The sequence below is a fragment of the Bradyrhizobium sp. MI1.10 genome, assembly GCF_055811035.1.
The window spans coordinates 91,532-108,367 of the sequence record NZ_JBVVPN010000005.1 but is presented as its reverse complement, the minus strand read 5'-3'; the positions used below and the strand labels follow the sequence as shown (position 1 = coordinate 108,367).

At 67.7% G+C, this 16,836-nt stretch carries 17 protein-coding genes and 2 riboswitches; of the genes, 15 read left to right on the top strand and 2 right to left on the bottom strand.

Annotated elements, in window-relative coordinates; genetic code table 11:
• Positions 1 to 59 precede the first annotated feature (59 nt).
• The 7 genes from AC0L3K_RS07570 to cobJ are packed head-to-tail and all read left to right on the top strand — an operon-like array spanning position 60 to position 7,991.
• Positions 60 to 443: a DUF1636 domain-containing protein gene (locus AC0L3K_RS07570; protein ID WP_354127539.1), complete on the top strand. Its 384-nt coding sequence runs from the start codon at positions 60 to 62 to the stop codon at positions 441 to 443.
• Complete coding sequence (cobW, locus tag AC0L3K_RS07565; RefSeq protein ID WP_219681027.1) at positions 440 to 1,489, top strand: cobalamin biosynthesis protein CobW; 1,050 nt, start codon at positions 440 to 442, stop codon at positions 1,487 to 1,489. The genes AC0L3K_RS07570 and cobW overlap by 4 nt, the downstream gene beginning before the upstream one ends.
• On the top strand, positions 1,489 to 4,737 hold the full coding sequence (cobN, locus tag AC0L3K_RS07560; protein WP_473365715.1) for a cobaltochelatase subunit CobN: 3,249 nt from the start codon (positions 1,489 to 1,491) through the stop codon (positions 4,735 to 4,737). Before cobW ends, cobN begins: the two co-directional genes overlap by 1 nt.
• On the top strand, positions 4,734 to 5,897 hold the full coding sequence (cobG, locus tag AC0L3K_RS07555) for a precorrin-3B synthase (protein ID WP_473365714.1): 1,164 nt from the start codon (positions 4,734 to 4,736) through the stop codon (positions 5,895 to 5,897). Before cobN ends, cobG begins: the two co-directional genes overlap by 4 nt.
• Positions 5,897 to 6,526, top strand: a complete 630-nt coding sequence (locus AC0L3K_RS07550; RefSeq protein ID WP_473365713.1) for a precorrin-8X methylmutase — start codon at positions 5,897 to 5,899, stop codon at positions 6,524 to 6,526. The genes cobG and AC0L3K_RS07550 overlap by 1 nt, the downstream gene beginning before the upstream one ends.
• Before the next feature lie 2 nt (positions 6,527 to 6,528).
• Positions 6,529 to 7,260: a precorrin-2 C(20)-methyltransferase gene (locus tag AC0L3K_RS07545; RefSeq protein WP_473365712.1), complete on the top strand. Its 732-nt coding sequence runs from the start codon at positions 6,529 to 6,531 to the stop codon at positions 7,258 to 7,260.
• Entirely contained in the window at positions 7,257 to 7,991 is a 735-nt protein-coding gene (gene cobJ / locus AC0L3K_RS07540; protein WP_473365711.1) for a precorrin-3B C(17)-methyltransferase, read from the top strand. Before AC0L3K_RS07545 ends, cobJ begins: the two co-directional genes overlap by 4 nt.
• Here cobJ and AC0L3K_RS07535 read toward each other — a convergent pair.
• Positions 7,967 to 8,713, bottom strand: a complete 747-nt coding sequence (locus tag AC0L3K_RS07535; RefSeq protein ID WP_473365710.1) for a cobalt-precorrin-6A reductase — start codon at positions 8,711 to 8,713, stop codon at positions 7,967 to 7,969. The two genes, cobJ and AC0L3K_RS07535, sit on opposite strands and share 25 nt — an antisense overlap.
• Between AC0L3K_RS07535 and cbiE the strand changes: the two genes are divergently transcribed.
• From cbiE to cobT, 8 genes are all read left to right on the top strand, one after another.
• Positions 8,712 to 9,893, top strand: a complete 1,182-nt coding sequence (cbiE, locus tag AC0L3K_RS07530; RefSeq protein ID WP_473365709.1) for a precorrin-6y C5,15-methyltransferase (decarboxylating) subunit CbiE — start codon at positions 8,712 to 8,714, stop codon at positions 9,891 to 9,893. The two genes, AC0L3K_RS07535 and cbiE, sit on opposite strands and share 2 nt — an antisense overlap.
• Positions 9,890 to 10,258, top strand: a complete 369-nt coding sequence (locus AC0L3K_RS07525) for a cobalamin biosynthesis protein (protein WP_007593152.1) — start codon at positions 9,890 to 9,892, stop codon at positions 10,256 to 10,258. The genes cbiE and AC0L3K_RS07525 overlap by 4 nt, the downstream gene beginning before the upstream one ends.
• The gene (gene cobM, locus AC0L3K_RS07520) at positions 10,255 to 11,037 is read left to right on the top strand and encodes a precorrin-4 C(11)-methyltransferase (RefSeq protein ID WP_473365708.1); all 783 of its coding nucleotides are present in this window, start codon (positions 10,255 to 10,257) and stop codon (positions 11,035 to 11,037) included. The genes AC0L3K_RS07525 and cobM overlap by 4 nt, the downstream gene beginning before the upstream one ends.
• The gene (locus tag AC0L3K_RS07515) at positions 11,037 to 12,347 is read left to right on the top strand and encodes a cobyrinate a,c-diamide synthase (RefSeq protein ID WP_473365707.1); all 1,311 of its coding nucleotides are present in this window, start codon (positions 11,037 to 11,039) and stop codon (positions 12,345 to 12,347) included. The genes cobM and AC0L3K_RS07515 overlap by 1 nt, the downstream gene beginning before the upstream one ends.
• Positions 12,344 to 13,075: a uroporphyrinogen-III C-methyltransferase gene (gene cobA, locus AC0L3K_RS07510; RefSeq protein ID WP_473365706.1), complete on the top strand. Its 732-nt coding sequence runs from the start codon at positions 12,344 to 12,346 to the stop codon at positions 13,073 to 13,075. The genes AC0L3K_RS07515 and cobA overlap by 4 nt, the downstream gene beginning before the upstream one ends.
• Before the next feature lie 45 nt (positions 13,076 to 13,120).
• Positions 13,121 to 13,340, top strand: a riboswitch (cobalamin riboswitch).
• 37 nt (positions 13,341 to 13,377) lie between these two features.
• Positions 13,378 to 14,055, top strand: a complete 678-nt coding sequence (locus tag AC0L3K_RS07505; protein ID WP_007593143.1) for an energy-coupling factor ABC transporter permease — start codon at positions 13,378 to 13,380, stop codon at positions 14,053 to 14,055.
• A 46-nt stretch (positions 14,056 to 14,101) separates the two neighbouring features.
• Positions 14,102 to 14,851: a precorrin-6A synthase (deacetylating) gene (gene cobF, locus AC0L3K_RS07500; RefSeq protein WP_219681046.1), complete on the top strand. Its 750-nt coding sequence runs from the start codon at positions 14,102 to 14,104 to the stop codon at positions 14,849 to 14,851.
• 15 nt (positions 14,852 to 14,866) lie between these two features.
• Complete coding sequence (gene cobT / locus AC0L3K_RS07495; RefSeq protein ID WP_219681048.1) at positions 14,867 to 15,919, top strand: nicotinate-nucleotide--dimethylbenzimidazole phosphoribosyltransferase; 1,053 nt, start codon at positions 14,867 to 14,869, stop codon at positions 15,917 to 15,919.
• Here the strand turns inward: cobT and AC0L3K_RS07490 are convergent, their stop codons facing one another.
• Positions 15,920 to 16,492, bottom strand: a complete 573-nt coding sequence (locus AC0L3K_RS07490; protein WP_473253374.1) for a histidine phosphatase family protein — start codon at positions 16,490 to 16,492, stop codon at positions 15,920 to 15,922.
• A 72-nt stretch (positions 16,493 to 16,564) separates the two neighbouring features.
• Positions 16,565 to 16,766, top strand: a riboswitch (cobalamin riboswitch).
• The last annotated feature ends 70 nt before the right edge of the window (positions 16,767 to 16,836 follow it).

Sequence of the window (16,836 nt, the reverse complement as noted above, 5' to 3'; positions counted from 1 at the left end):
CCTTCGCAAGAACGGTTCGTGGGCCTCATCGCTTCCCGCTGTTTATTCTGGAAGAAGCGATGACCGTCACACTTCATGTCTGCATCACCTGCCGCGCCGGCCAGACGCTTGGCGAGGGCGAGACGACGCCGGGTAAGCGCCTCCATGGTGCGATCCTCGAGGCCGGCGTGCCCGACGGCGTCAGCGTGGTTCCCGTCGAATGCCTGTCTGCGTGCAACCAGGGTTGCTCGGTCGCGCTCAGCGCGCCCGGCCGCTGGTCCTATGTTTATGGCCGTCTGTCGGATGCGAATGCGAGCGACGTGGTCGCGGGCGCCGCGGCCTATGCGGCCGCGCCCGACGGCCTCGTGCCCTGGCGCAGCCGCCCGGAGATCTTCCGCAAGCAATCGCTTGCCCGCATTCCCCCCATTCCCACCTTGGCCGTCGTGCCGGAGGCCGCCGAATGAATTCGCTCGCAAAAGTCCCGGTCACGGTCGTCACGGGCTTTCTCGGCTCCGGCAAGACCACGCTGATCCAGCATCTGCTTGCCAATGCCAACGGCAAGAAGCTCGCGGTGCTCGTCAACGAGTTCGGCAGCGAGGGCGTCGATGGCGAGATTCTGAAATCCTGCGCCGATGCGAATTGCCCGGAAGAGAACATCATCGAGCTCGCCAATGGCTGTATCTGCTGCACCGTCGCCGACGATTTCATTCCAACCATGGAGAAGCTGCTGTCGCGACCGGTGCGCCCCGATCATATCCTGATCGAGACCTCGGGTCTGGCGCTGCCCAAGCCGTTGCTGAAGGCGTTCGACTGGCCGGAGATCCGTTCGCGCATCACGGTCGACGGCGTGATCGCGCTCGCCGACGCCGAAGCTGTCGCCGCCGGCCGTTTCGCGCCCGATCCTGACGCCGTCGAGGCGCAGCGTGCGGCGGACGAGAATCTCGACCATGAGACGCCGCTGTCGGAAGTGTTCGAGGACCAGATCGCCTGCGCCGACATCGTGCTGCTGACCAAGGCGGATCTTGCGGGCGCGGCAGGGCTCGAAGCCGCCAAAGCGGCGATCACCGCCGAGATGCCGCGCCGCGTGCCGATGCTGGCGATCACCGACGGCGCGATCGACGCGCGCCTCATCCTCGGCCTCGGTGCTGCCGCCGAGAACGATCTCGCCGCGCGTCCCTCGCATCACGACGGCGAGGAGGATCATGAGCACGACGATTTTGCGTCGGTCGTGATCGATCTTCCCGAGGTCACCGATATCGACGCGCTGGTTGCATCCGTTCAGCGGCTGGCGCGCGAGCAGAATGTGCTGCGCGTCAAGGGTTACATCGCGATGGAAGGCAAGCCGATGCGCCTCTTGCTGCAAGCGGTCGGCGAGCGCGTGCGCCACCAGTTCGACAAGCCCTGGGGTGCGGGTGCGAGGCAGTCAAAGCTCGTCGTGATCGGCGAGCACGGCGATATCGACGAGGCCGCAATCAAGGCGGGACTTGGTCTTTCAGGATCTGGTATCTGATGCACGTCGTCTTCCGCGAGAGCCGCGGTCTCGAGGAGACCGCGATACCAAGGGACATCGGCCAGGACCCGGCCGATCTCGTGGTGCTCTCGTATTCGGATTCCGATCTAGCGGCGTTCGCGGCCGGTTGGCGCCGTGGTCGCGACAGCCTGCCGTCGCTACGCCTCGTCAATCTCGCCGAACTGCGTCATCCGCTCTCGGTCGACACCTATATCGAGCGCACGCTTGCGCAGGCGCGCGGCATCCTCGTGCGTCTGATCGGCGGGGAATCCTATTGGTCATATGGGCTCGCGGCCCTGCAGCAATTGGCGAAGCAGCGCGGCATCGTGCTGGCCGTGCTGCCGGCCGACGGCCGCGATGACACGCGGCTGGATGCCTATTCGACCCTGCCGGTCTCGACATTGCGGCGGCTCAAGGTGCTCTGCGACACCGGTGGCCCTGTCGCGTCGCAAGCCGCAATCGCGCAGCTTGCGTTGGCTTCGGGCCTCTATGCGGGACCTATTATCGGCGAGATGACCGTGCCGGAGATGGGCTTTTACGATCCGGCGCGCGGTGTCATGGCGATGCCGCAGGCCCGCGAAGGGAAGCCGCACGCACTGGTGATCTTCTATCGCTCCTATCTCACCGCCGCGGACACTGGCCCGGTCGATGCCCTGATCGCGGCGCTGCGCGGGAAGGGGTTCGACGCGCTTGGTGTGTTCGTCACCTCGCTGAAGGCCCCGGGCGTTGCGGATTGGTTGCGCACGTATCTCGCGCAAAATCCTCCGGCCGCGATCGTCAATGCGACGGCGTTCTCGGCGATGGGCGACGACGGCACGATGCCGTTCGATGCCGCATCCTGCCCGGTGTTCCAGGTCGCGCTCTCCACGGCACGGCGCGAGGACTGGGCGAGCTCGCTCCGCGGCCTGTCGCCCGGCGACCTCGCGATGCATGTGGTGCTGCCCGAGGTCGATGGCCGCCTGTTTGCGGGCGTGGTGAGCTTCAAATCGGCCGCGATGCGCGATCCCGATTTGCAATTTTCGCATCTGGCACACAGGCCCGACGAGGAGCGCGTGAAGGCCGTGGCCGCGCGCGTTGCGGCCTGGCAGCGCCTTGCGGAGAAGCCGGCCGCCGAAAAGCGGATGGCACTCGTGCTCTCGAACTATCCGGGCCGCCCGCATCAGATCGCGCATGCGGTGGGGCTCGATGCGTTGGCCTCGGTCGAGGCTTTGGCGTCCGACCTCGCGGAGACCGGCTTCGATGTCGATCCGGTCCATGCGCTCGGTGAGACGCTGCTCAAGCAGACCTTGAGCTGGAGCGTTGCCGATTACCGCGCTGCGCTCTCGTGCCTTCCGCAAGTCGTGCAGGATGATCTCGCGCAAGCCTGGGGCGCGCCGGAGACCGATCCGGGTTGCGGCGACGGCGCGTTCCATTTCGCCGCGATTCCATGCGGCCGGTCGATCATCGCGGTTCAGCCGGAGCGCGGCGATGCGACCAGGCGCGATGCCGAGTATCACGATCTCGCCCGTACGCCGCGCCATGCCTATGTCGCGTTCTATCTCTGGCTCCGAGCGCAGGGCTGTGATGCCGTCGTGCACATGGGCGCGCACGGCACGCTCGAATGGCTGCCCGGAAAATCCGTGGCGCTGTCGCAGGCGTGCTGGCCGGAAGCCCTGATTGGCGATTTGCCCGTCATCTATCCCTTCATCGTCAACGATCCCGGCGAAGCCGCGCAGGCCAAGCGGCGCCTGGGTGGCGTCACGATCGGCCATCTGCCGCCGCAGCTCGCCGCATCGGCGGTGCCGGACGGGCTGCGCAGGCTCGAACAGCTCCTCGACGAGTACTCGACGGCCGATGGCCTCGATCCCGCCCGCCGCCAGCGTCTGATCGCCGCGATCCGCGACGAGGCACGCGCGGCTGGCCTCGAAGACGATCTTGGCCTCGATGCAGCGGCCGCACCGGCCGAAGCGATCCCGCGGATCGACCGCTTCGTCTGCGATCTCAAGGAAAGCCAGTTCGGCGACGGCCTGCACGTGTTCGGCCGCGGCGCCTGCGGTGAAGCGGAACGCGACGCGTTGCGGGCCGCGCTTGCAGGACGGCGCGTCGCGCCGGGGCCGTCAGGCTCACCGTATCGCGGCCGTCAGGACGTGCTGCCGACCGGGCGCAATCTCTTTGCCGTCGATCCGCGCGCGGTGCCGACGCCGTCCGCGCATGCGCAAGGCATCAAGCTCGCGGAAGAATTACTCCGTCGTCATCTGCAGGATCATGGCGACTGGCCGAAGGGCCTTGTCGTCGATCTCTGGGGCTCGGCGACGATGCGCACCGCGGGCGAGGAGTTTGCCATGGCGCTGCATCTGGCCGGCCTCGCACCGCGCTGGGATCATGCTTCCGGCCGTGTGACCGGCTACGACATCATCGCGCCTGCCGAGCTTGGCCGGCCCCGCATCGACGTCACGCTGCGCGTCTCGGGCCTGTTTCGCGACGTCTTCTCAGGCCTCGCGCAATTGTTCGAGGCGGCAGCCGAGGCGCTGTCGGCCCGCGAGGACGAGGGCGACGAAAATCCATATCGCCATCGCACATCGCGCGTGTTCGCCCCGCGTCCCGGACAATACGGCGTCGGCCTCTCGGCAATCCCGGACGACTTCACGCCCGAGACGCGCCACGCCGCCGGCGAAGCCTGGCTGTCGGCATCGTCATGGGCGTTCTCGGCGGACGGCGAGATCAGGCTCGATCGTGCCGGCATCGAGAAGCGGCTCGCATCCGCCGATGCTTTTGTTCACGTGCAGGATTTGCCGGAAACCGATCTTCTGCTCGCGGCCGACTATGCCGCGCATGAGGCCGGCATTGCGGCGGCCGCAGCCCATCTCGGCGCGACAGGGCCATCGCTCTATCATCTCGACGCGACGCGCCCCGAGCAGCCGCACGCGCGTACGCTGACCGAGGAAATCTCCCGTGTCGTCCGCGCGCGCGCGGCCAACCCGGCCTGGATCGCGGGCATGATGCGCCACGGTTTTCGCGGGGCGGCCGAGATCACCGCAACGATCGAGCACATGGCCGCCTTCGCGCATCTGGCCGGCGCCGTGCCGCCGCATCTGTTCGACCTCTATTACGATGCGACGCTCGGCCATGACGACGTCCGCGCCTTCATGGCTCGCGAAAATCCGGCGGCACTCGCTGCGATGGAGACGTGTTTCGCGCGCCTGCATGAAGCCTCGCTCTGGCGGACGCGCCGCAATTCGATTGCGGCTGCGCTGCGGGAGGCGTCATGAGCGCTTCCGTGGTCAAGGGCTGGTGTCCCGGCGCGCTGCGCCCGATGCAATCGGGCGACGGGCTCGTGGTCCGCGTGCGTCCGTTCGGCGGCCGGCTCGAAGCTGCCCAGATCTCCGGACTGGCCCATCTCGCCGAACGCCATGGCAACGGCCTGATCGACGTGACCAGCCGGGCCAATCTCCAGATCAGAGGCGTCAACGAGACCAGCCACAGGCTGCTGCTCGACGGCCTTGCGCAACTGGCGCTGCTCGACCCGGATGCTGAGACCGAATCCCGTCGCAACATCCTTGTGACGCCGTTCTGGCGTGCGGGGGACGCGACCCAATCGCTCGCCGCCGAGCTCGAGGAGGCGCTCGCTGACAGCAAGCTCGAACTTCCAACCAAGTTCGGCTTCGCCATCGATGACGGCACTTCACGCGTGCTTGCGGGCGATTCCGCCGACGTGCGGATCGAGCGCGATCGTTCCGGCGGCCTGCTGGTGCGGGCTGATGGCGACAAACTTGGCCGCTCCGTCGCGCGTGGCGAGGCCGTGACCACCGCGCTCGCATTCGCCGACTGGTTCGTGACCTCAGGCGGCGCCAGAGGGGGGCGAGGGCGGATGGCGGCGCATCTTTCAGCCGGTGCAATCTTGCCGGCGGCATTGCGCGGCGAGGCCGAGCCGGCGCCGATCATGGCCACGGCGCGTCCCGGCCTCTATGCGCAAGGTGCGATGGTCGGGGTCGCCTTCGGGCAGATGGCGCATGCGACGCTCAACCAGTTCGCCGGTTGCGGACATGCGCTGCGCATGACGCCATGGCGGATGGTTTTGAGCGAAGGCAAGCGCGCCATGCCGAACGTGACCGGTCTTATCACCGAGGCCTACGATCCCGCACTGCGCGTCATCGCCTGCAGCGGCGCGCCACGCTGTCGCGAGGCGCATGCCGATACGCGTGGCCTTGCCGCGGCCCTGGCCCCGAACATCGGCGCGGCCGCACGGCTCCACGTCTCCGGCTGTGCCAAGGGCTGCGCCCATTCCGGTCCCGCCGCCATCACTCTGGTCGCGACCGGCGCCGGCTTCGACCTCGTGCGCGCCGGGTCGACACGCGATGAGCCCATCCTGCGTGGGCTGAACCGCGACGACATTGTCCGAGATCCCTCTATCCTGATGGGAGGGCACTGATGCCGCACTCGTACGAGACCGACGGCGCCGCGATCTACCGGCAATCCTTTGCGACCATCCGGGCTGAAGCCGATCTTGCGCGCTTCACGCCGGACGAGGAGCAGGTGGTGGTGCGGATGATCCATGCCGCCGGCATGGTCGGCCTCGAAGCGCATATCCGCTTCACATCAGGCATGGTGGTCGCGGCGCGCGCGGCCTTGCAGAAGGGCGCACCGATCCTGTGCGACGCGCGCATGGTCTCCGAAGGAATTACGCGCGCGCGGCTTCCCGCGGCCAACGCCGTCATCTGCACGCTGGGCGACGAGACCGTTCCCGCGCTCGCGCAGTCCATGCGCAACACTCGTTCGGCTGCTGCCCTGGAGCTATGGCGCCCACATCTCGACGGCGCGATCGTAGCGATCGGCAACGCGCCGACCGCGCTGTTTCACCTCCTCAACATGCTGGAGGACCGGGACTGCCCGCGGCCTGCGGCGATCATCGGCTGTCCCGTCGGCTTTGTCGGCGCGGCCGAATCCAAGGCTGCGCTGATGGCCGATCCGAAGGTCGCCGCGTTGACGGTCGAGGGCCGCCTCGGCGGTTCCGCGATCACGGTCGCCGCCGTGAACGCGCTGGCGAGCCGGAGCGAATAGCGATGGGACGCATCACCTGCTGCGGTCTCGGCCCCGGCGATCCCGATATGATGAGCGTGCGCGCCGATCGCACGGTGCGCGGCGCCAGGCATGTCGCCTATTTTCGCAAGAAGGGTCGGCCCGGCCAGGCGCGCCGCATCGTCGAGGGCATGTTGGCTACCGACGTCACCGAATATCCCATGGAATATCCTGTTACGACCGAAATCGCCTTCGACACGCCTGAATATGTCCAGCTGCTTGCCGGCTTCTACGACGAATGGTCGGAACGTCTGGCGCGGCTGGCGCGCGCAGTCGACGTGGTCGTGCTCTGCGAGGGCGATCCCTACTTTTACGGCTCTTTCATGCATCTGCACACCCGCCTGCAGGGCCGCGTCGAGATCGAGGTGATCGCCGGCATTCCCGGCATGGTCGGCTGCTGGAATGGCGTGGGACAGCCGATCGCGCTCGGTGATGACGTGACGACGGTGCTCATGGGCACGCTCGCCGAAGCAGAGCTCGAACGCCGCATGCGCGATTCCGATGCGCTCGTGATCATGAAGACCGGGCGCAATCTCGCAAAGGTGCGCCGCGCGCTCGCGTCCGCCGGACGGCTGGACGACGCCTGGCTGGTCGAACGCGGCACCATGCCGGGCGAGCGCGTGGTGCGGCTCGCCGAGATCGACGCCGCCGACTGCCCCTATTTCGCGATCGTGCTCGTGCACGGCAAGGGCCGGCATCCGGACGCCGCCGAATGACGGGCATGCTGACCATCGCGGGGCTCGGACCGGGCAGCGACGCGCTGGTGACGCCCGAAGTCTCTGCCGCGCTTGCCGCCGCGACCGACATTCTGGGCTACGCGCCCTATGTCGCGCGCGTGCCGCCGCGACCGGGACTCAAGCTGCATCCCTCCGACAATCGCGAAGAATTACAGCGCGCGAGCGAGGCCTTGCGGCTGGCGGCCGAAGGCGGGCAAGTCGTCATCGTGTCCTCCGGCGACCCCGGCGTCTTCGCGATGGCCTCCGCCGTGTTCGAGGCGCTCGAACAGGCGCCGCAATGGCAGGAGCTGCCGATCCGCGTGCTGCCCGGCATCACTGCGATGCTTGCGGCTGCCGCGCGCGCCGGCGCGCCGCTCGGCCATGATTTCTGTGCGATCAATCTCTCCGACAACCTCAAGCCGTGGGCGGTGATCGAGAAGCGCCTGCGGCTCGCCGCGGAAGCCGACTTTGCCATTGCCATGTATAATCCGCGCTCGGCGAGCCGGCCGGAGGGGTTTGGCCGCGCGCTCGCGGTGCTGAACGAGGCCGGCTGCGGCGACCGCCTCGTGATCTTCGCGCGCGCGATCAGCGCCGCCGATGAAAAGATCGAGACCGTCAGGGTGAACGAAGCCCGGCCGGAGATGGCCGACATGCGCACGCTGGTGATCGTCGGCAACTCGCAGACACGCCGCGTCGGCCGTTGGGTCTATGCGCCGAGGCAGGTCCGATGACCCAGCCACTGCATGATCGCGGCCACGCTCTCGACCCGCAATCGTTCCGGCAGCTTCGGTCGCGAGATCATGGTCACGGGCACGCCGAGCACCCGCGCAGCGTCGATCTTGGCGCGCGCGCCGTCGCCGCCCGAATTGCGGGCGACGATCCGGGTGATGCCTCGCGCGCGCAGCATCTCCAGCTCGCCCTCGAGCGTGAACGGCCCACGCGACACGATGACATCCGCGGCGAAGGGCAGGTGCGCTTCGGGCGGATCGACGAATCTCAGCGTGTAGGCGTGCTGCGGCTTGGACGCGAACGGGGCGATGTGCTGGCGGCCGATGGCGAGGAACACATTTGCCGGCGCCTCGGGCAGTGCGGCGACCGCGGCGTCGACATCAGGTATGTCGATCCAGTCGTCGCCGGGCGCTTTGGTCCAGGGCGCGCGCTCCAGAGCGATCAGCGGCGTGCCGGTTTCCGCGCATGCCGCGACCGCATTGCGGCTCATCTCGGCAGCAAAGGGATGCGTCGCGTCGATCACATGCGTGATGTGCTCGCTGCGGATGTAATCGACAAGACCGCTCACGCCGCCAAAACCGCCAATACGCGTCGGCAACGGCTGAGCGGCGGGTGCGCGGGTGCGGCCGCCATAGGAATACACGGCAGCGATGCCGGCGCGCGCGATCTCCGCCGCGAGCAGGCTCGCGTCGGCCGTTCCGCCCAGAATGAGGGCGCGTGTCATGGCTGATCCCTGGCTGACCATCATCGGCATCGGCGAAGATGGCCTTGCCGGGCTGTCCGAGGCAAGCCGAAAGGCGCTCGATGATGCCGAAACTGTCTTTGGCGGTGAACGGCATCTTGCAATGGCCGGTGTAACCGGGTGCGGCCGTCCATGGCCGGTGCCATTCGATGCAGATGTCGTGCTGAGCTGCCGCGGCCGTCCGACTGCGGTGCTCGCCTCCGGCGATCCGTTCTGGTTTGGCGCCGGCGCGAGCCTTGCCGAGAAGCTCCATGGCGACGAATGGATCGCGCATCCGGCTCCCTCGACATTCTCGCTCGCCGCCGCGCGACTAGGCTGGCGCCTTGAAGCGATTGCCTGTCTTGGTCTCCATGCCGCGCCATTCGAGCGCCTCGTGCCACATCTGGCGCACGGTGCACGCATCATTTGCCTCGTGCGCGACGCGAAGGCGGCCGGCGATCTCGCGAAATGGCTGACGGCGCGCGGATGGGGTGCCTCGGCATTCTGGACGCTCACCGCGCTTGGCGGGCCGCGCGAAAGTATCAACGCGCATCGCGCCGATGGCTTCGCAGGCGATCTTGCCGGAGGTCTGGTCACGGTGGCGGTGGAGGCGAAAGGTGCGCAGGGCCTGCCCCGCAGCTCGGGACTATCGGACGAACTCTTCGTCCATGACGGTCAGATCACCAAGCGTCCGGTCCGTGCGCTCGCGCTCTCGGCGCTGGCGCCGCGTCCCGGTGAACGGCTGTGGGACATTGGCGCGGGCTCGGGTTCGATCTCGGTCGAGTGGGCGCTGAGCGGCGGGACGGCGAACGCCGTCGAGGCGCACGAGGATCGCGCCGCGAACATTCGCAACAACGCAGCGGCGTTCGGGTTGGCGCATCGGATCACAGTCATCGCGGGAAAGGCGCCTGAAGCCCTTGCTGCGCTGGACGGGCCTGACGCCGTGTTTATCGGCGGCGGGCTCGACATCGCGATGTTCGAAGCCGTCTGGTCGCGGCTCGCATCCGGAACGCGATTGGTTGCCCATGCAGTGACGCTGGAGACGGAAGCGCTGCTGGGTGAGCTGCACCAGCGCCACGGCGGCGACTTGATCCGGGTCGAGCTTGCGCATGCCACTCCGCTCGGCCGCTACCGGTCCTGGGAGGCGGTGCGGCCCGTGGTGCAATGGAGTGCGGTCCGATGAAGGTCGCCGGGCTCGGATTCAAAAAGGATGTCACGCTGGCCTCGCTGCATGAGGCGCTTCTGGCGGCCGGCGGTCCCGAAGGCCTCGCAGCATTGGCAACGGTTAGCGACAGGGCCGACGCGGAGGTGTTGAAGCAGCTCGCGCGCGAATGCGGCGTGCCGATCAAGGCGGTCGCCGCCGAAATGCTGGCCGGCATCGACACGCCGACCCAATCAAAACTCGTTGCCGAAAAATTCGGGACGGGATCGGTCGCCGAAGCGGCGGCTCTCGCGGTGGCTGGACCTCGCGCGCGATTGATTGCGACGCGGGTGGTCTCGCAGGATCGCACCGCGACCGCGGCGATCGCGGAGGGAGACGGCGCATGACGGTGCATTTCATCGGGGCGGGGCCGGGCGCCCCTGACTTGCTGACATTGCGCGGCCGCGACCTGATCGCCGTCTGTCCGGTTTGCCTCTATGCCGGCTCGCTGGTGCCCGAAGGCGTGCTGGCGCATTGCCCGCCCGGTGCGCGGATCGTCAACACCGCGCCGCTGTCGCTCGAGGAGATCGTCGCGGAGATCGCCGCCGCACATGCTGATGGCAAGGACGTTGCGCGGCTGCATTCCGGTGATCTCTCGATCTGGTCGGCGATGGGTGAGCAGCTTCGCCGCCTGCGCACGCTCGACATTCCCTACACGGTGACGCCTGGTGTTCCCTCCTTCTCGGCCGCCGCGGCTGCGCTGGAGGCCGAGCTGACGCTGCCCGGCCTTGCCCAGACGGTGATTTTGACGCGCACGCCGGGCCGCGCCAGCGCGATGCCGGAAGGCGAGAACCTCGCCGCCTTCGCCGCCACCGGCGCGGTGCTCGCCATCCATCTGTCGATCCATCTGCTCGACAAGGTCGTCGCCGAGCTGGCGCCGCATTACGGCGCGGATTGCCCGGTCGCGATTGTCTGGCGTGCGAGCTGGCCCGACCAGCGCATCGTCCGCGCCACGCTCGCAACACTCGACGCTGCTGTCGGCAGCGAGATGGAGCGCACCGCATTGATCCTGGTGGGCAAGACGCTGGGCTCGGCGGATTTCTCCGAGAGCCGTCTCTATGCCGCCGATTACGACCGCCGCTACCGGCCGGTCGGCGCCGAGCCGCGCTTTCCGGAGGTGTCGTGATGGCAGCAGGGCTCGTCATCTCCGCCCCGGCCTCCGGCGTCGGCAAGACGACGCTGACGCTGGCGCTCGCCCGCGCCTGGCGCAACAGCGGATTGCGGGTGCAGTGCTTCAAGAGCGGCCCCGATTACATCGATCCCGCGTTTCATGCAGCCGCTACGGGACGCGCCTCGGTCAACGTCGACAGCTGGGCGATGGATCGCGGGACAATCTCGCATCTCGTCAGCCGCGGCATTGACGCCGATGTCGTGCTGGCCGAAGGCTCGATGGGTCTGTTCGACGGCGTCGCCGCGCGCGGCGTCTGCGGCACCGGAGCGACCGCCGACATTGCAGAGATGCTGGACTGGCCGGTGCTGCTGGTGATCGATCCCTCGGGACAGGCACAGACGGCGGCGGCGATCGCCGCAGGCCTTCGCGATTACCGCGCGGGTGTTCGCCTCGCAGGCGTCGTGCTCAATCGCGTTGCGAGTCCACGCCACGAAGCCCTCGTGCGCCGTGCGCTGCTGGATGTCGGCATCGCCGTGTTCGGTGCGCTGCCGCGACACGCCGAGATCAGCCTGCCGAAGCGGCATCTCGGGCTGGTGCAGGCCGAGGAGCAGGCGGAAATCGGCAAGCTGATCGACGAGGCCGCGCGCTTTGTCGCCGAGCATGTCGATCTCGACGCAGTGCTGCGTTCGGCCGCCACCTGGTCCCCGCAACCTGCCGCGAGCGGCGTCAACGTGACGCCGCCCGGCCAGCGCATTGCGCTCGCCCGTGACGCCGCGTTCTCCTTCGTCTATCCGCATATGCTGGAAGCGTGGCGAGCGGCGGGCGCGGAGATCTCGACATTCTCGCCGCTGGCTGACGAAGGCCCCGATCCGGGCGCCGACGTGTGTTGGCTGCCGGGCGGCTATCCCGAGCTGCAGGCCGGCAAGATCGCGGCCAATGGGCGCTTCCGCAGCGGATTGCGCGCCTTCGCCGAGACACGCCCGGTGCACGGCGAATGCGGAGGCTATATGGTGCTGGGCAGCGCTTTGACCGACGCCGAGGGCATCCGCCACGAGATGACGGGCCTGCTCGGCCTGGAGACAAGCTTTGCCAAACGCCGCATGCATCTGGGCTATCGTCTGGCCGAGCTCGCCGCGCCGATGCCAGGTCATCAGGCCGGTGCGCGCCTGCGCGGCCATGAATTCCATTATTCGACCATCCTCGCGCAGCCCGACACGCCGCTCGCGGTCGTGCACGACGCGACAGGCGCGGTCATCGCCGAGACCGGCTCGCGGCGGGGACAAGCCACCGGCACGTTCTTCCATCTGATCGCGGAGGACCGGTGAGCGGTTTTGTGTCCTTCGTCTCCGCCGGCCCCGGCGATCCCGAGCTGCTCACGCTCAAGGGTGCCGCGCGGCTGCGCGAGGCCGACGTCGTGCTCTATGATGATCTTGCTTCGGGCGAGATCCTCGATCTGGCCCGGCCCGGCGCCAATCTCGTCGCGGTGGGAAAGCGGGCGGGACGGGCCTCGACCAAGCAGCACCATGTCAACCGCTTGCTGGTCGACTATGCCGCATCAGGCGCGCGCGTGGTGCGATTGAAGTCGGGCGATGCCGGCATCTTTGGCCGGCTCGAGGAGGAGCTCGAGACGCTGCGCGAAGCCGGCATCGGCTACGAGATCATTCCCGGCGTCACCTCGGCCTGTGTCGCCGCCGCGCAAGCCGGCATTCCGCTGACCCGGCGTCACACCTCCCGCCGCGTGCAGTTCGTGACCGGGGCGGACGTCACCGGCGAGCTGCCGCCAGATCTCAATTGGGTGGCGCTGGCCGATCCGGAGGCGACGACCGTGGTCTATATGGGCCGGCGGACGTTCCCGGCGCTTGTCGTCAAATTGATCGAGCACGGCCTCTCCCCAACCACTCCGGCGGTGTTTGCCGAATCGCTCGGCCGTCCCGATGAGCGGTTGGTCCGCACCACCATTTCGGAACTTGCCGAGCAACTTGCGCGGGGCGGGGCGGCCTCGACGGCGGCCGTGATCCTGTTCGGCGCGCTGGCGGGGGATTATCCGTCATGACCGCCTCGTCCGCCCTTCGCCCCTTGACGCCCGGCCGGCGAAAGGGGCACACAGGAGAGGCATGGTGCTCGACGCGGCGCAAAGCGCCGGAGCATAATCGGGAATGGGGATGGGCGGACCCAGTTGCGGCGCTCAAAACCCCAGCCGCCCCCGCGACTGTAAGCGGTGAGGGACTTCGATCAGCCACTGGGCCGCAAGGCCCGGGAAGGCCGGAGACTCCCAGTGAACCGCGAGCCAGGAGACCGGCCGTGCACGTTTTGAGGCCAAGGCCGTCGGGTGTGACGGCAAGAAGGATCTGAGCCATGCATATCGAACCCGGACTAGTCTCGGACGCCAAGCTCGTGCTGAGTTACGCAACCGGCATCGCCGTCGGCGGTGTTGCCTTGAAGCTCGCGGTCGAGACCGTGCGCGAGCAGGGCATCACGTCGTTCGCGGCGCGGACGCTCGCCACCACGGGACTCGTGTTTATCTTCTTCGAGATCCTGCCGCACTTCCCCGTCGGCGTCTCCGAGGTGCACTTCATCCTCGGCTCGACCTTGTTCCTGCTGTTTGGCGCTGCGCCTGCGGCCTTCGGCCTCGCGTTCGGCCTGCTGTTCCAGGGCATCTTCTTCGAGCCGCCCGACCTGCCGCAATATGGCATGAACGTCACCACGCTGCTGGTGCCGCTGTTCGGGATCCAGGCGATCGCCACGCGGATCATTGCGCGCAACACGGCCTATGTCGATCTGAAGTATCGCCAGGCGCTGGCGCTTTCGACGACCTATCAGGCGGGCGTCATCGCCTGGGTGGCGTTCTGGGCGGTCTATGGCGCCGGTTTTGGCGCGACCAACCTCGTCAACATCGCGACCTTCGCGGCGTCCTATGCGCTGGTCATCGTGATCGAGCCGCTCGCCGATCTCGGCGTGCTGGCGCTGGCGAAGTCGTTGCGCGGCGTCACCGCGCCCGGCCTCGTCACCCCGCGTTTGCACAACGCGGCTTAAGTGACAAGCGAACGGGCGGCCGTCATGGCCGCCCTTCGCAGGCACGATGCTCACGCTCTCCCTGATAGGCATCGGTTGCGGCGATCCCGAGCAGCTCACGCGCGCCGCGATTACTGCCATCAACGCGGCTGATCTCGTCCTGATCCCGCGCAAGGGGACGGCCAAGTCCGATCTCGCCGATCTCAGGCGGACGATCTGCGCCGATGTGCTCGCCAGCGACACGACGCGCATTGCCGAGTTCGATCTGCCCGTCCGCGACGCCGCTGAAGCGGACTATCGCAAGGGCGTGGACGATTGGCACGATGCCGTGGCCGCTGCCTGGTCGCAGACGATCGCAGATCATCTCGAAGGCGAGGGCAATGTCGCGCTATTGATCTGGGGCGATCCCTCGCTTTATGATTCCTCGCTGCGCATCGCGCGGCGGCTCGATCCCTTGCCTGACATCAGGGTCGTTCCCGGCATCACCTCGATCCAGGCGCTGTGCGCGGCGCATGCGCTGCCGCTCAACGATATCGGCGAGCCATTTCTGGTCACGACCGGCCGTCGCTTGCGCGATGGCGGCTGGCCGCAAGGTGTCGATACAGTGGTGGTGATGCTCGACGGCGGCACGGCGTTCCAGTCGCTTGATCCGGAAGGCCTGCACATCTGGTGGGGCGCCTATCTCGGCATGGCCGATCAGATCGTCATGTCCGGCGCGCTGGCCGAGATCGGCCCGCGTATCGTCGCGGTGCGGCAAGAGGCGCGCGAACGGCACGGCTGGATCATGGACAGTTACATCCTCAAGCGCAGGCCGTGAGGCAAGCGAGGCAGCATGCTCCCCGAATGGATCACCCAACAATGCCCTGATATTTCGGCAGTCCATCGCGACGCGGCAGTGGCGCGACAGGCGCAACTGACGAAACCGACCGGCGCGCTCGGCCGGCTCGAGCAGCTCGCGATTGAGCTTGCGGGCCTGCAAGCAACCGAGCAACCGCGCGCGGCCCGGGTTCCGATCATCATCTTCGCCGGCGATCACGGCATCGTCGCGCAGGGCGTCTCGGCCTATCCGCAAGAAGTGACCATCGCGATGCTGGCGAATTTCGCCTCCGGCGGTGCCGCGATCTCGGTGCTGGCGCGTGAGCTGGGCTCCAGCCTGGAGGTCGTCGACGCCGGCACGCTGGCGCAGGAGGAGATGGCTGGAATCGTGACCGACAAGCCGCGCAGCGGCACGCGCGATTTCAGCGTCGAAGCTGCGCTCACCTCCACAGAGCTGGCATTCGCCTTCGAATCCGGCCGACGTGCGGTGACGCGCGCGCAGGCCGGGCAGCCCGATCTTCTGATCTTCGGCGAGATGGGCATCGGCAACACCACGACATCGGCGGCGATCGCGGCCGCCTTGCTCGGCGTGAGCGCGGAAGAGATCGCGGGCAGCGGCACCGGCATCGACGCGGCCGGCCGTGTGCACAAGGCGCGGGTGATCGACGCCGCGATCGCACGTCATGGCATTACGGGCGCGTCGCCCGAAAAGATCCTGTGCGCCGTCGGCGGCCTCGAGATTGCGGCCATCTGCGGTGCCATTATCGCGGCTGCACAGGGCCGCATCCCCGTGTTGATCGACGGCTTCATCGTATCGGTCGCGGCACTTGCGGCGGCGCGGCTCAATCCCTCGTGCCTGCCGTTCCTGCTGGCATCGCATCAGTCCGCCGAGCAGGGACATCGGCTGGTGCTTCGCGCGCTGAATGTGCAGCCGCTGATCAGCCTCGATCTCAGGCTCGGCGAAGGATCGGGGGCGGCCATCGCGCTGCCGCTGGTGCGGTCGGCCTGTGCGCTCCACAACGGGATGGCGACCTTTGCGCAGGCCAATGTGCCTGATCGTCCGGCCTGATCAAATCGTCCGCTGATTGACCGAGACGACGCGCCAGCCGGTCGCGAGCCGGTCGATCCGGGTCAGCGACAGCGGATCGATCACAAAGCGCAGGGCCGCTTGTGGCGTCAGATCCAGCGCGATGCACAGCGCCGCGCGGATCGTGCCGGAATGCACGACGAGCGTTGCGGCCCCGGTGCTGATCTTTGACAGACCCAGCCGGACGCGCGCGACCTGATCCTCAAAGCTTTCGCCGCCCGGCGGCCGTCCGCGCGCCGGATCGCTCCAGAACCGTGCATAGGCCTCGCCACCAGTCGCGGCGAGCTCGTCATGCCGACGACCGGTCCAGTCGCCAAAATTCTGCTCGCTGAATTCGTCCAGCTGCAGCGGCTCAAGCCCCAGCGCGCGGGCCGTTTCGACCGTGCGACGCGACGGGCTCGCATAGCTCGCGGCGTCCCGCGGCAAGCGCTGCCGCAGCGCCTCCAGCTGCGCGCGATCACCGAGATCGGCCGGGGCGTCGGCTGCATGGATCGTCCCGGCGACCCCATCGACGGGCGCGTGCCGTATCACCCAGAGGAAGGTCTCGCCCTCCATGCTTATCTCCAAGGAAGTTGGTCGTTGTGGCAATAACGCCGCAACTGGCACATTGACTCTGTCTCGATCGTAATCCTAGATGCTCGCGACGGTTTCCCCGAGAGGGGATGAAAAGGGAATGCGGTGCGGGGACGTTGTCCCCAATGCCGTGGCTGCCCCCGCAACTGTAAGCGGCGAATCTTGCGTCACGTGCCACTGGGTATCTCGGTCCCGGGAAGGCGACGCAAGGTACTGACCCGCGAGCCAGGAGACCTGCCGTCAGCCGTGGTCACACGCGAAGATGTCGGTCGGGGAGTACAGACATTCGGCTTCATCGGAAGGCTTATAAGCCGGAAGATGGGACC